General features: G+C 49.2%; 13 protein-coding genes. 3 read left to right on the forward strand and 10 right to left on the reverse strand.

Annotation, left to right across the window (positions count from 1 at the left end; all coding sequences use genetic code 11):
* Positions 1 to 18: 18 nt before the first annotated feature.
* The 7 genes from ACO0LL_RS04955 to bla all read right to left on the reverse strand — a co-directional run bounded on the left by ACO0LL_RS04955 (position 19) and on the right by bla (position 6,574).
* Positions 19 to 957, reverse strand: coding sequence for a formyltransferase (locus tag ACO0LL_RS04955; RefSeq protein WP_422949775.1), 939 nt, complete (start codon positions 955 to 957; stop codon positions 19 to 21).
* A 10-nt stretch (positions 958 to 967) separates the two neighbouring features.
* Positions 968 to 1,933, reverse strand: a complete 966-nt coding sequence (locus ACO0LL_RS04960; RefSeq protein WP_422949776.1) for a glycosyltransferase — start codon at positions 1,931 to 1,933, stop codon at positions 968 to 970.
* Between the two features lie 19 nt (positions 1,934 to 1,952).
* Positions 1,953 to 3,080, reverse strand: a complete 1,128-nt coding sequence (locus ACO0LL_RS04965; protein ID WP_422949777.1) for a DegT/DnrJ/EryC1/StrS family aminotransferase — start codon at positions 3,078 to 3,080, stop codon at positions 1,953 to 1,955.
* Positions 3,081 to 3,144: 64 nt separating this feature from the next.
* A complete protein-coding gene (locus tag ACO0LL_RS04970; protein WP_162041263.1) occupies positions 3,145 to 3,516 on the reverse strand; it encodes an EamA family transporter in 372 nt (123 codons plus the stop codon).
* 6 nt (positions 3,517 to 3,522) lie between these two features.
* A complete protein-coding gene (locus tag ACO0LL_RS04975; RefSeq protein WP_422949778.1) occupies positions 3,523 to 5,214 on the reverse strand; it encodes a glycosyltransferase family 39 protein in 1,692 nt (563 codons plus the stop codon).
* The gene (locus tag ACO0LL_RS04980) at positions 5,211 to 5,588 is read right to left on the reverse strand and encodes an Mth938-like domain-containing protein (RefSeq protein WP_422949779.1); all 378 of its coding nucleotides are present in this window, start codon (positions 5,586 to 5,588) and stop codon (positions 5,211 to 5,213) included. The genes ACO0LL_RS04975 and ACO0LL_RS04980 overlap by 4 nt, the downstream gene beginning before the upstream one ends.
* A 74-nt stretch (positions 5,589 to 5,662) precedes the next feature.
* The gene (bla, locus tag ACO0LL_RS04985; RefSeq protein ID WP_422949780.1) at positions 5,663 to 6,574 is read right to left on the reverse strand and encodes a class A beta-lactamase; all 912 of its coding nucleotides are present in this window, start codon (positions 6,572 to 6,574) and stop codon (positions 5,663 to 5,665) included.
* A 363-nt stretch (positions 6,575 to 6,937) separates the two neighbouring features.
* Here bla and ACO0LL_RS04990 point away from each other — a divergent pair, with 363 nt between their 5' ends.
* From ACO0LL_RS04990 to ACO0LL_RS05000, 3 genes are all read left to right on the forward strand, one after another.
* Positions 6,938 to 8,167: a pyridoxal phosphate-dependent aminotransferase gene (locus tag ACO0LL_RS04990; RefSeq protein ID WP_422949781.1), complete on the forward strand. Its 1,230-nt coding sequence runs from the start codon at positions 6,938 to 6,940 to the stop codon at positions 8,165 to 8,167.
* 28 nt (positions 8,168 to 8,195) lie between these two features.
* Complete coding sequence (locus tag ACO0LL_RS04995) at positions 8,196 to 9,506, forward strand: homoserine dehydrogenase (RefSeq protein ID WP_422949782.1); 1,311 nt, start codon at positions 8,196 to 8,198, stop codon at positions 9,504 to 9,506.
* A gap of 85 nt (positions 9,507 to 9,591) precedes the next feature.
* On the forward strand, positions 9,592 to 10,833 hold the full coding sequence (locus tag ACO0LL_RS05000) for an MFS transporter (RefSeq protein WP_422949783.1): 1,242 nt from the start codon (positions 9,592 to 9,594) through the stop codon (positions 10,831 to 10,833).
* Positions 10,834 to 10,859: 26 nt separating this feature from the next.
* Here the strand turns inward: ACO0LL_RS05000 and ACO0LL_RS05005 are convergent, their stop codons facing one another.
* The 3 genes from ACO0LL_RS05005 to ACO0LL_RS05015 are packed head-to-tail and all read right to left on the reverse strand — an operon-like array spanning position 10,860 to position 12,954.
* On the reverse strand, positions 10,860 to 11,606 hold the full coding sequence (locus ACO0LL_RS05005; RefSeq protein ID WP_422949784.1) for an NRDE family protein: 747 nt from the start codon (positions 11,604 to 11,606) through the stop codon (positions 10,860 to 10,862).
* Positions 11,597 to 11,884, reverse strand: a complete 288-nt coding sequence (locus ACO0LL_RS05010) for a DUF4936 family protein (RefSeq protein WP_422949785.1) — start codon at positions 11,882 to 11,884, stop codon at positions 11,597 to 11,599. Before ACO0LL_RS05010 ends, ACO0LL_RS05005 begins: the two co-directional genes overlap by 10 nt.
* Before the next feature lie 29 nt (positions 11,885 to 11,913).
* A complete protein-coding gene (locus tag ACO0LL_RS05015) occupies positions 11,914 to 12,954 on the reverse strand; it encodes a YgfZ/GcvT domain-containing protein (protein WP_422949786.1) in 1,041 nt (346 codons plus the stop codon).
* Positions 12,955 to 12,958 lie beyond the last annotated feature (4 nt).

A 12,958-nucleotide genomic window follows, 5' to 3' on the forward strand; every position in this document is an offset into this window, starting at 1 on the left:
GATGCGCAAAACAAAGGCTTATGCCGCTTGCTTCAATAGGGCTGCCAATTCCTGCGTGCCCACGATTTTGCCATCCATTAACAATTCAATAATATGCAGTGCCCGGCCATCGCCGCACACGCCAAGGACGTTATTATCTACTACATGTAAGCCTGTCGGCAAATTTGCGGTATCAGATTTGAATAAACGTGCTTTTCCGATAATAAAACGTTGGTCAGCTTGATCAGTGAATGCACCAGGGTAGGGCGGAGCTACCGCCCTATGCAGGTTATATACCTGTTGTGCAGTCTGTTCCCAGTTGATACGTCCGTCTTCCGGTTTGCGGCCACCGAAGTAACTACCGGCAGATAAATCGTTGGGCAAACGCTTGGCAGTACCAGCGATCAAGTCCGGTAACGCGGCCCACAGGCATTGCTCTGCTGCTACAGTCAATTTACCAAATACTTCGTAGGCAGTGTCATCCGGCAAAATAGGTGCTGATACTTGAGCAAGAATGTCACCGGCATCAGGTTTCAAGGCCATTTCATGCAGAGTGGCACCAGTTTCAGTTTCACCATGCAAGACTGCCCAGTTAACCGGTACACGGCCACGGTATTTGGGCAGCAAGGAACCATGCAGGTTGTAAGCTCCGCGTTTGGCCAGTGCCAATACATCCAGTGGCAACATGTGACGGTAATAGAAACTGAAAATGAAATCTGGCGCTATGGCTGCTACCCGCTCTTTCAGTTCAGCTGATTTTGGGTCATCAGGTGTGATGCAGGGTATGCCTTGCTCACGGCAAAGATCGGCCACTGATTCAAACCAGATGGTTTCTGCCGGGTTGTCAGTGTGGCTAACGACCAGTTTGACATCTATACCGCGTGCCAGCAAAGTCTTGATGCAACGCACGCCTACGCTGTGATAGGCAAAAACCACTGCTTTTATCGCTGCTGTTGCAGGGGATGCTGATGGTGTCATCTCTGCTTTCTTAATTAACTTCAGGCAAATCTGCGCTGGATTGCTCGAGTATGGTTTGCACCACATAACGCGGGCGACCACGCACTTGCTGGTAAATCCGGCCTACATACTCACCCAGCAAACCTATCCCGAACAAAATCACACCCATCAGGAAGAAGGCGATGGCAAACAGGGTGAACAGGCCTTCCGCTTCTGCACCCAGTACAAAGCGGCGTATCAGCAACAGTAAAACCAGGCCTCCAGACAAGACCGACAGCACCATACCCAGCATGGAGAACCATTGCAAAGGCATGATGGAAAAACCTGTCATCAAGTCGAAATTCAGGCGTATCAGGCTGTACAGTGAATATTTTGATTCGCCGGCTGAACGTTCTTCATGTTCAACCGTAATCTCGGTCGGCTTGCGGGCAAAGGTATATGCCAGGGCAGGGACGAAGGTATTCACTTCGCTGCACTGGTTAATCAGGTTAATCACATTGCGGCCATAGGCGCGCAGCATATTGCCTTGATCAGTGATCTTGATGCGCGTGATCTTCTCGCGGAAGCGGTTCATCGCCTTGGATGCATAAGTACGCCAGGCAGAATCCTGACGCTTGCGACGTATGGAGCCTACGTAATCATAGCCTTCACGCATTTTATCGACGAGGGCACCGATTTCTTCTGGTGGATTTTGCAAATCCGCATCCAGGGTGACGACGATCTCACCACGCGTAGCTTCAAAGCCAGCCAGAATAGCCATGTGCTGGCCATAATTGCCATTGAACAGCACGACACGGGTTACATCCGGGCGCAGACGATACTGGTCAGCCAGCAAGGCAGGCGTGTTATCGCGACTACCATCGTTGACAAAGACTATTTCATAGCTGACGCCACGTGCTGCCAGCGTATCAAGCGCAGGGTACAGGCGTTCAAACAGCTTGGCCAGGCCAGCTTCTTCGTTATAGACGGGTATGACAACGGAGAGTTCGGGTTTCATTGGTATTGTTCTGCCGATTTCAGAGAAGGCAGGATTTTACCGCAGACACGACTCTTTCGACATCTTCTGTGTTCATTGATGGAAATAATGGCAAAGTAATAATCTGTTTGCCTATGCGTTCTGCAATCGGGAACATGCCATCGGTAAAGCCACGCTCGCGATACATGCTGAATAAATGGATGGCGCGATAGTGATAACCCAGGCCAATTTGTCGGTCCAGCATTTGCTGCATGAAAGTCGCACGATTGACGCTTTCTGGCAAGACTAGGTGGAACATATGCCAGTTACTGTTTTCAAAGTCGGCAACGGGCAACTCTGCGCCTGTCTTTTGTTCAAAGTCAGTACCAAAGCTGGTGAAATAGTGCTTTGCCAGAGCTGCACGTTTGGCGTTGAACTCTGCCAGATGCTTCATTTGCCCCAGACCTATGGCAGCGGCAATATCGGTCATATTGTATTTGCCACCGAGTACATCAACATCAATGCCGTCCAAACCACTGCGCGTCACGCCTTGCAGCCTGTATTTTTCGGCCAGGCGCACTTCTTCAGCGTTGTTCAGGACCAGGCAACCACCTTCGCCTGTCATGATGTTTTTGTTGACCTGGAAGCTGAATGAAGCAAAATCACCGAAAGCGCCTATGCGCTTGCCTTTCCAACTGGAACCTATGGCTTGCGCCGCATCTTCTATAACGCGCAAATTATATTTTTCAGCGATGGCGTACAGCTTGTCCATATCGCAAGGCAGGCCGCACATGTGCACGGGGATGATGGCCTTTGTGCGTGGTGTGATCACGGCTTCGACTTTGTCGAGATCGATATTATGTGTTTTTGGATCAATGTCAGCAAACACCGGTGTCGCACCTGTTTCTATGATGACATTGGCGGTTGCCACCCATGAATTTGGTGTCGTGATCACTTCATCGCCCGCGCCTATGCCCGCAATGCGCAGGGCTATTTCCATGGTGCAGGTGCCAGAATTGAAAGTGCGCACAGGACGGCCACCAAAATATTCAGACAATTGCGCTTCCAAAGCTTGCACTTTAGGGCCACTGGTCAGCCAGCCAGAACGCAAGACTTCTGTGACGGCAGCGATGGTTTCTTCATCGATAGTCGGTTTGGTGAAGGGCAGGAATTTGGGTGTATCACTCATGGTGAACCTTTCAATAAAACAAAGCTATTCTTATGGAATATGAGGGGTGTGCCATTGAAGCAATTCAGCTTTTTACCAGCAAGGCTACGCCAATGATGATGACACCAATCGCCAGCATCCTTTGCATGGACATGACTTCACCGAGGAAATACCATGCGCCGATGGCATTAACAATATAGCCCAAGGACAGCAAGGGGTAAGCAATGCTGACATCAACACGCGACAAACCTATGATCCAGACGACGACAGAAATGACATAGCAGGTCAGACCGCCAATAATGGGTAACTGCGTTGCCAGTTGCAATCCTGTAGAAAACCAGTTCTCTGCAGTGAGATGTATGGCACCAACTGCATTCGTGCCTTTTTTAAGCAAAAGCTGGGCAACAGCATTGAGCATGATGCCGGTGAAGATAAAGCCAAAGGTATTGATATTCATAATGATTTATTTGTTTTTATTGACCAGATTGGCGACGATGACCCGGCGCGGGTCCTTTGCAATTATCCGCATGGGGAAGTCAGTTTTTTTCAAATCGTCATAAATATCATTACGCAAGATGGCAACTGCAGTTTCACCCTTGTCCTGATGCATCTGCCACTGTTTGACGAAATCTTCGCGCTGCTCTATCCACAATTCTGGCTGTAATTTCAAGCCAAACTGCATTTCATCGGGAAACTCAACCAGTGTCGTAGTGCGCTCCAGATAAAACGGCAGAGCCTGTTCATAACGGCCAACTGCATAGAAAGGCGTTGTTGGTGAAACCAATTCTGCCTTGATTGCGGGTATATATTCGCTGCCCGCAATGTATTTACCCCAAGGGTTATGTCCCAGAAAACCAATTTGACCTACCAGATAACCACTGGCAGCAAGGCAAATAATCGCCCAGTCTTTTCCTGTTGTGCCTTTGCGTGCCAGCAGCCATGTGAGCGCCCCGCCGATGATCGCCAACACGGCGACGCAGATTATCCAGGGTTTGTATGCAATCGCCAAGGCTTGGTCAAATGCGTCTGCTTCATGTAATTTACCCAGATAGATTGTGAGGCCGACCGCGATAGCTATGCCAAATATAATGAACAGAATGCCCGCTATTTTCACCGGATGATTATCTGATTTCTCCAGGTGGCAAGCGATAAGAAGTGCGAGCGCAGGAAAGATAGGCAGGATGTAGCCTGGTAATTTCGAGCCTGAAATACTAAAAAAGAAAAACAGGAAAGCGACCCAAATGAGCAGCATTTTTTGCGGTTGAAAACCCGGTGTTTTATCTTTGACTCCAGACCACAAGCCCTGAAGCAAGACGCCTATCCAGGGAACGATACCTATGATAAGCAGGGGAATAAAGTAATGCCAGGGGCCGCCACGTTTGTGCACGTCACTTGTAAACCTGTCCCAGTGCTCATGAATAAAAAAGAAATGCGGATGTTCAGGATTTTTTATCGCTATCAAGATAAACCAAGGCGCTGTGATAGCAAAAAACAGGATTAAACCCTTGCCCATGTGCAGGCGCTTCCATAAACCCCAGTCACGCGTCACCAGGGTATAAATAACCAATACACCTCCCGGCAATACAAATCCGATCAAGCCTTTTGACATCGTCGCCAGCGCCATGCCGGCCCAGCAAACCAGCATGGCATTGCGCTCAGTCTTGCTATTGGCATCAGCCATTTGCGCGACCAGCAAGCCACACAGAGCCAGCGTCATCATGCCGGACAGGCCCATGTCCAGAGAGTTGACGTGGCCCATGCCCGCCCACCAGAAACTTGAGCCCAGTACCAAAGCGGCAACGATACCAACGCGGCGGCTGAATATCTTGTTGCCGGTATAAGCTACAGCGGCAACACCAAGCAAGCCATTTAGGCCAGTCCATAAACGAGCCTGCCAGTCGCCGAGACCAAAGATGGCAAAGGTCAGGGCATTCATCCAGTTTTGCAGGGGTGGCTTTTCAAAATACTTGATACCGTTCAGGCGCAGGGTAATCCAATCTCCCGAGGCCAGCATTTCACGCGCCATTTCTGCATAACGGCCTTCATCGGTTGGCACCAGTGTCCTGGCACATAGCATGTAAAACCAGACCAGCAAAAAAGCGATAGTCAGCGTCCATAATGTACGCGGTGAATCGTAAGGAGAGTTCTGGTTCATGCAGTTTCCATAATCAAGGCCAGCGCAACCTTACGGCCCTCGGCCATCAGAATATTATAGGTGCGGCAGGCAGCTTGATTGTCCATGCATTCAACGCCTATACGTTTGGCAGCCAGTGCGGCGGTTAGTTTGGGATGAACAAAGCGCTGTTTGTTGCCTGTACCTAAAATGACGACGTCGGGAACAGTGGCTTCAATTTGCGCAAAATCTTCAGCAGTCAATTGCTCGAAACTGGTGGCCGACCATTGCTGCGGCTTGGACTCTGGCAACACGATCAGGCTGTAATTGTAAGTAATTGCATTAATTTCTACACTGTCTTTTTCATAAGCAGTGATGGTCTGGTATTGCTGCGTAGGAGTAGAGTGCAACTTCATCGATATAGCTCAAGGGTTAAGACTGTAAAGAGGCGCATTGTAACGTTTTTTATACGCTGTCATGGGGCGCCGGCCTATTTTTTTGACCAGGCATCCCAGCCAACGCGGGTAATTTTGGCGATCGTTAAATCACGGGATGCATGGGGAGCCTTGCTATCCGTCAAAAATACAGCTACCGCCATGTGGTGACCATTAGGCAAAGTCACAATTCCTACGTCATTATGGGCAGCAGTCAGGCTGCCATGTGTGGGTGAACTACCAGCTTTGTGAACCACGGCTGTGCCTGCAGGCAGTAAAGCATTGATGCGGGCGGCATTGGGATTGGGAGAGGTGTTTGAAGTGGATTTCAGATCCGCTTCAGTATCGACCATCCATTTCAGCAATAATTCACTGCTTTTGGGACTTAAGGCCTTGCCTTGCTGCAAAGTTTGCAGCAATTTGATCATGGCTTTGGGTGTGGCCGTATTGCGGTATTGCGTACTCCACGATTTTGCCATGTCCTTTTCTGTGTCCAGGACTTTGATATCTTGGATGTCCAGTTGCACCAGATATTGCATGACCATAGGTGGCCCGCCTAGCAAGCGCAGCAATGCATCACTAGCTGTTCCATCGCTATCAACAATGGCGTGATGCATCAATTCTTTGACGGTAATTTTAAAATTACCGTCTGGATGTTCATCACGCAGAGGGCTGGGCAGGTCTGCAGGCATCAAATCTTCTTTGCTGATACTGACTTTTTGATCCAGCTTGAGCTTGTTTTTATCGACGGCAGCTAGTGCAGCCATAACGATAGGCAATTTGCTGACACCTTGCATGGGAGCAGCAGTGTCAGGCAATATCCACAAGCTTTGGCCAGTTTCCAACACCAGCAGGCTGGCACCCAACCTGCCGCCGCTGTCCGTCGCAATGGATTCAATCACGTTTTGTGCAAATGCCGCATTCACGCTGACCATGCTGAACAATAGAGATAGGAGTAGTTTTTTCATGGTGGTTTCTACTGGAATAAGTACACACTCTATATGTGTGCTTGGGGCTGATAGTCAATATTCAATATTTAGTATTCAGCCCCTTAACATTCATTTTTTGTCCTCGTAGCTATGTTTGCTCAAGCGCATTAGGTTGTAAAACCATCATTTACGATACATGATGCGACTCTATCTATGCAAATCTATTCTGGAATTCAGCTTTTGCTAAGTTCTGATTGATAAAATTCGGCGCATTGTGCAGAATGGAACGTTTGGCAGTGCAGCATTTCTGTATTGCAGCTTAACATGTGCTTTTATCTCATTTCGGTCTGGATTGGAAATGTGGATGTAGCCAACTCATGAATATTATCAAGGATTGTTGCGGTGCGCCCCATACAAAAATCACAAAAACTAGCAGACGTTTGTTATGACATCCGTGGCCCGGTCATGGAAAAAGCCAAGCAGATGGAAGATGAAGGTCACAAGATCATCAAGCTCAACATCGGCAATCTGGCAGTTTTCAATTTTGACCCGCCCGATGAAATCGTGCAGGATATGATACGCAACATGCAAAATGCAGCCGGTTATACCGACTCCAAAGGTATGTTTGCGCCGCGCAAAGCCATCATGCATTACACCCAGGAAAAACATATCCGTGGTGTGACCATAGAAGATATTTATATAGGCAATGGCGCTTCAGAACTGATCGTCATGGGCATGAATGCCTTGCTCAATATTGGTGATGAAGTATTAGTGCCGGCGCCTGATTATCCCTTGTGGACAGCTGCTGTCAGTCTGTCAGGCGGCAAGCCTGTGCATTATGTCTGTGACGAAAGTGCAGACTGGATGCCGGATATTGACGATATCAAGAGCAAGATCACGCCTAATACCAAGGCCATCGTAGTTATCAATCCGAATAACCCTACTGGTGCCTTGTACCCGGTTGAGGTCTTGCAGCAAATAGTCGAAGTAGCACGCCAGCATCAGCTCATCGTTTTTGCAGATGAAATTTACGACAAGACTTTGTATGATGGCGAAGTACATACCTCCATTGCGTCTCTGGCTGATGATGTGCTGTTCCTGACGCTGAATGGTCTTTCAAAAAACTATCGTTCTTGCGGCTATCGTGCTGGCTGGATGGTTGTATCCGGAGAAAAACGTCATGCCAAGGATTATATTGAAGGCTTGAATATGTTAGCCTCCATGCGTTTGTGTGCAAATGCACCAGGCCAGTTTGCCATTCAGACTGCGCTTGGCGGCTACCAGAGTATCAATGATCTGGTTGGGCCGGGTGGACGCTTGCTCAAGCAGCGCGATCTGGCGCACAAGCTATTGACGGCAATTCCTGGTGTGACATGTGTCAAACCCAAGGCTGCGCTGTATATGTTTCCCAAACTGGACCCCGTGATGTATCCCATCAAGGATGACCAGGAGTTTATCCACGAATTGCTGACCGAGCAGCGCGTGTTACTGGTACAGGGAACGGGATTTAACTGGATCAATCCCGACCATTTCCGTGTGGTGTTCTTGCCCAATACGGATGATTTGACAGATGCTTTCGGACGTATTGCCAGTTTCTTGGAGTCATACCGAAAGCGTCACGGCACCAATTAATTAATTTAATTTACTGTTTAGAAAACTTATGAAACCCATCAAAGTAGGCCTGTTAGGCATAGGCACCGTCGGCTCCGGCACTTTCAACGTTTTGAAGCGCAATCAATTAGAGATTACGCGTCGCGCAGGTCGCTCGATTGAGATTGCCATGGTGGCAGACCTGAACGTTGAGCGGGCACGTGAGTTGACCAATGGTGAATGTGAAGTCGTCAATGATGCCAATCTGGTGGTTACAAACCCGGATATTGATATCGTCATCGAATTGATAGGCGGCTATGGTATTGCCAAAGACTTGGTTATGAAAGCAATCGCCAACGGCAAGCATGTGGTCACAGCCAATAAGGCTTTGCTGGCTACGCATGGCAATGAAATCTTTAAAGCGGCAGAAGAAAAAGGTGTCATGGTCGCATTTGAGGCGGCGGTTGCTGGTGGCATTCCTATCATCAAGGCTTTGCGTGAAGGCCTCACTGCCAATCGCATACAATGGATCGCTGGCATCATCAATGGCACGACCAATTTCATCTTGTCTGAAATGCGTGATAAGGGCCTGGACTTTGCCACTGTGCTGAAACAGGCGCAAGAACTGGGCTATGCAGAAGCCGATCCTACCTTTGATATCGAAGGTGTCGATGCTGCGCATAAAGCGACCATCATGGCATCCATTGCCTATGGTATTCCCATGCAGTTTGATAAAGCCCACGTCGAAGGCATCACCAAGCTGCAAGCCAGCGATATCCGTTATGCAGAAGAACTGGGTTATCGCATCAAATTGCTGGGCATTAGCAAGCGCACTGAAGATGGCATAGAACTGCGCGTGCATCCAACCCTGATCCCGGAAAAGCGCCTGATCGCGAATGTGGAGGGCGCCATGAATGCAGTGCTGGTGCATGGTGATGCAGTAGGTGCGACGCTTTACTATGGCAAGGGTGCAGGCTCTGAACCTACTGCTTCTGCAGTGATTGCCGATCTGGTTGATATCACGCGCCTGGCAACGGCTGATCCTGAGCATCGCGTGCCTTACCTGGCTTTCCAGTCTAATTCCCTCAGTGATTTGCCAGTCCTGCCTATGGCAGAAATCGTCACCAGCTATTATCTGCGCATGCACGTAGCAGACAAACCTGGTGTTCTGGCGGATGTGACACGCATCCTGGCAGATTTGACGATTTCTATTGATGCTATGCTGCAAAAAGAACCAGCAGAAGGCGAAACGCAGACGGATATCATCATCCTTACGCATCAGACCAAGGAAAAAAATATTGTCGCAGCGATAGAGAAAATCGAAAAGCTCGATTCAGTGTTTGGCGAAGTGACGAAGTTGCGCCTGGAAGAATTGAGCTAAATCAACAGACTTCAAACGAAAAAAGCGTGGTCATGGAATAATGACCACGCTTTTTTCTTTCTCCAAACAAGACAAACAGGGCAACATGCCGCGCCTCCCTCTATCGCAATTACTGTCTTACGCCATGTTTGGCTTCCCGCTGGCGATGGTGGCGCTGCCCATCTATGTCTATGTGCCCCAATTTTATGCAGACCGCCTGGGTATGTCTTTGTCTGCGATAGGCACGGCGCTATTACTGACCCGTATTATGGATGCCTTCATTGATCCTTTTATTGGTGCGGTGATAGACCGCAGACCGCAAAGCCGTACTTACGCGCCATATATCACACTGGCCTTGCCATTGTTGATTGCCGGTTTCATTGCTCTTTTTCATCCTCCTCATTTATCAGGCAATCCTGCTTTTCTGTGGTTCTTTGTGACGCTGGTAGTGGTGTATGCTGGATTCAGTCTGGCCAGTATTGCTTACCAGAGTTGGGGGGCGGCCCTGACGCAAGAGCCTGGACAAAGAGTAAGGCTGACCAGTGTACGTGAGGCATGTGGTTTGGTTGGTGTGATCGCGACCGCCGTCATCATCCAGTTTGGCAATGTCACGATCTTGTCTGGCATGTTGAGTATCAGTCTGCTGATAACTGCATGGTTGCTGATACGCAATACACCGCGAAAGTCCGGGGTGGCAGGTGTGGCTCATGTGCCGCTGTCTTTGCGCCATTTATTCGCCAACCGTAGTTTTCGCGCCTTGTTTCTAGTCTTTGTGGTTAACGGTATTGCCGCAGCGATACCGGCAACCTTGTTCCTGTTTTTCACAAAAGATCGTTTGCATCTGGAACATTTATTCGGGATTTTGTTGTTGATGTATTTTTTGGCAGCTGCTTTATCCATGCCTTTATGGACTCGTCTGGCACACAGAAAAGGTGAAGTCAAAGCATGGTTATTAGCAATGCTTTTGTCTGTACTCAGTTTTGTTGGCGTACTTGCATTGGGTGTTGGTGATGCCTGGGTTTTTTCCCTGATTTGCATTTTTTCAGGTATGAGCCTGGGAGCCGATCTGGCTTTACCACCCGCCTTGCTGGCAGGAGTCATTCATGCGGCAGGACATAGTGACAAGAACGAAGCCAGTTATTTTGGTGTTTGGAACTGGGCCAGCAAGATGAACCTGGCGCTGGCTGCAGGCCTGGCGTTGCCAGCACTTGAGTACTTGGGCTATGTGCCGGGCGTTGCCAGCGAGAGTGGCTTGCAGGCGTTGACATTGGCTTACGCCGCTTTACCTTGCCTATTGAAGTTGCTGGCGGCTGCCTTGTTGTGGAAAGCAAGCTTGGAAAAAATATAGATGTATGCAGTGCTGGGCAAAATTATTCAGCGCAACAACTTTTCATTGAATTCTGCTGGATAGTCTTTATGGACTTTGACGACCGTAGAAACCCGGGTGCCGTAACTCGGCGAAACTATGCAGGGCGATGATAATAGTCGTTCCATTTCAAAAGAAACGCCAGTATCAGGCAAGCGGCAATCGGGGGCGGGGGTGGTGTTGGCCAGCACTTCAAAATAGGCATCCACTGGCGCACGCTGGCATATCATGCTGGCAAATTCTGCCTTGGTCCTGACAACTTTTGGCCAGGGCGTATCCAGTGACGCATTGGAAATACCATAGATGCCTGGAGGCAGGGGCTGGCCATTCCGTACATCATCCTGATTGCGGTTGGAAAACCAGATCAGGTCTTCCTTGTCGCCGATCAGTAAATTGAAACCGTTATAGTCAGCAACAGTGTCACGAATGCTGGCAATATACTCTTGCGCACTTAAATCACTCTTGAGGTAATTGGCAACCAGTTCTCCGCGCGATGGAGCATCTTCACGCTTTTCCGACGGTGCACGGATATTGGTAATGGCAGCAAATTTACTGGTCAGGCTATCGGCTCCATCCACTGTAGTCATGCCCAGCCATGTGCCGCCAGATTGCAGGTCGCGTCCGCCGTATATATTAGGGTAGTCTTGCCACCAGTCAGCCGCAGCCGCAGGCCGGTCATAAAATTCATCACGGTTGCCTGCAAACACGATAGGTGTGCAGGGTATCAGTTTCCAGGCAAAGACGATCAGGCACATAAGTCTACATCCACAAAATATTCCACATGTCGCTCACCAGACTGTAATTGCTGCAATCCGGTTTGCGCGTAAGCCAGCTCAAGACGCTGTTCAAAATCAGACGTGACCTGATGATAAATCTCCATCCAGGTATGCATACCATCCTGTTCTGTCGGGCGTCTCTGCAAGCATGGGCTTTGCTGATCGGCCTGGCGCATCAGGTTTTGCAACAACCTTTCCTGCTGCAGTACTTCTGCTTCTTTGCCAGCGCTGGCTTTAAAATAGATATAGCAATTCATATGCCTGCTTTTGATTCTTTATTGCGCGATTATTGTGTAATGTCTGTTATCGCGTAAGGCAGCGCTTGCAGTTCTATCGCTGCGCCAGTCGCTGAACCCAGTGTGAGCTGACCACTCTCCTGATCAGCCAGCTTCATTTCTATCAAGGCCAGTGAGCTGTCTTCCTGATGTTGTTCTGCATTAACGATCATGCCGCAGGGTTGGCTGACATCATCGCTATGAAATACTTCGGTTCCTGCTATTACATCTTTTGCGTGCACCAGAGCTATTGCCATACGGCGCTTGAGTTTGCCCAAGTATTGGCTGCGCGCGACTATTTCCTGGCCGGGGTAGCAGCCTTTTTTAAAATTCACGCCCCCGATGAGTTCAAAATTGATCATCTGCGGGACAAATTTTTCTTGCGTGCTGGCGATGACGATGGCGATGCCAGCCTGGATTTCAGTTACGCGCCAGGCACTTGTGTTAAGCACTTGTAGCTGGGTGCTTAATTTGAGCCAGCCTTGCTGTGCAATTTCCAGCGGCACTATCCATTGATAACGCGGTGCATTGTTGGCATCTGCGACGCGTAGCAGGCTGCCATACTCATTACTCAGCTTTTGGTCAGGTCTGGCTGGCAATTCAGGAAACCATTCTTGCAGTGCCGCCGGGGCAGCAATCCCACCCAGCCCCAGAACAACGTACTCTGCATTGATATCGTGTAATTTGGCTTTCGCCCGCAAAACAAACATTTGCAAGCGTTTTTGTACAGTAGCTTGTATGCTTTTTGATAGCTGCAAGATAATATCCTGGCCATCTTTCCAATACACAAAGCTGGCCAGCATGCGACCTTTTGGGGTGCAGTAAGCGGCACGGCGCAGCTCGGCACTTCCCAAGTGCTCTACGTCATTGCTTAATTGATTATGCAAAAAAGAAGGGGCGTCTTCGCCAGTAACCCTGATCAGGCCCAGATCAGTCAAAGGGGCAATAAATCCCGTTTGCAGGGCATCTGATTGCCAGTGTGGAGTAAAACCGGTTGTATTCAGGTCTTCCACGGTTGCGCCCTGGCTGGATAAAAAGTCTTCCCACGTCATATTG

The sequence above is a fragment of the Undibacterium sp. TC4M20W genome (assembly GCF_049340245.1).
Lineage (GTDB): Bacteria > Pseudomonadota > Gammaproteobacteria > Burkholderiales > Burkholderiaceae_D > Undibacterium.

What these genes read in the sequence shown, in the direction of transcription:
- ACO0LL_RS04955 (WP_422949775.1), bottom strand. Translation starts at nt 957, where the DNA reads ATGACACCATCAGCATCCCCTGCAACAGCAGCGATAAAAGCAGTGGTT.
- ACO0LL_RS04960 (WP_422949776.1), bottom strand. Translation starts at nt 1,933, where the DNA reads ATGAAACCCGAACTCTCCGTTGTCATACCCGTCTATAACGAAGAAGCT.
- ACO0LL_RS04965 (WP_422949777.1), bottom strand. Translation starts at nt 3,080, where the DNA reads ATGAGTGATACACCCAAATTCCTGCCCTTCACCAAACCGACTATCGAT.
- ACO0LL_RS04970 (WP_162041263.1), bottom strand. Translation starts at nt 3,516, where the DNA reads ATGAATATCAATACCTTTGGCTTTATCTTCACCGGCATCATGCTCAAT.
- ACO0LL_RS04975 (WP_422949778.1), bottom strand. Translation starts at nt 5,214, where the DNA reads ATGAACCAGAACTCTCCTTACGATTCACCGCGTACATTATGGACGCTG.
- ACO0LL_RS04980 (WP_422949779.1), bottom strand. Translation starts at nt 5,588, where the DNA reads ATGAAGTTGCACTCTACTCCTACGCAGCAATACCAGACCATCACTGCT.
- bla (WP_422949780.1), bottom strand. Translation starts at nt 6,574, where the DNA reads ATGAAAAAACTACTCCTATCTCTATTGTTCAGCATGGTCAGCGTGAAT.
- ACO0LL_RS04995 (WP_422949782.1), top strand. Translation starts at nt 8,196, where the DNA reads ATGAAACCCATCAAAGTAGGCCTGTTAGGCATAGGCACCGTCGGCTCC.
- ACO0LL_RS05000 (WP_422949783.1), top strand. Translation starts at nt 9,592, where the DNA reads ATGCCGCGCCTCCCTCTATCGCAATTACTGTCTTACGCCATGTTTGGC.
- ACO0LL_RS05005 (WP_422949784.1), bottom strand. Translation starts at nt 11,606, where the DNA reads ATGTGCCTGATCGTCTTTGCCTGGAAACTGATACCCTGCACACCTATC.
- ACO0LL_RS05010 (WP_422949785.1), bottom strand. Translation starts at nt 11,884, where the DNA reads ATGAATTGCTATATCTATTTTAAAGCCAGCGCTGGCAAAGAAGCAGAA.
- ACO0LL_RS05015 (WP_422949786.1), bottom strand. Translation starts at nt 12,954, where the DNA reads ATGACGTGGGAAGACTTTTTATCCAGCCAGGGCGCAACCGTGGAAGAC.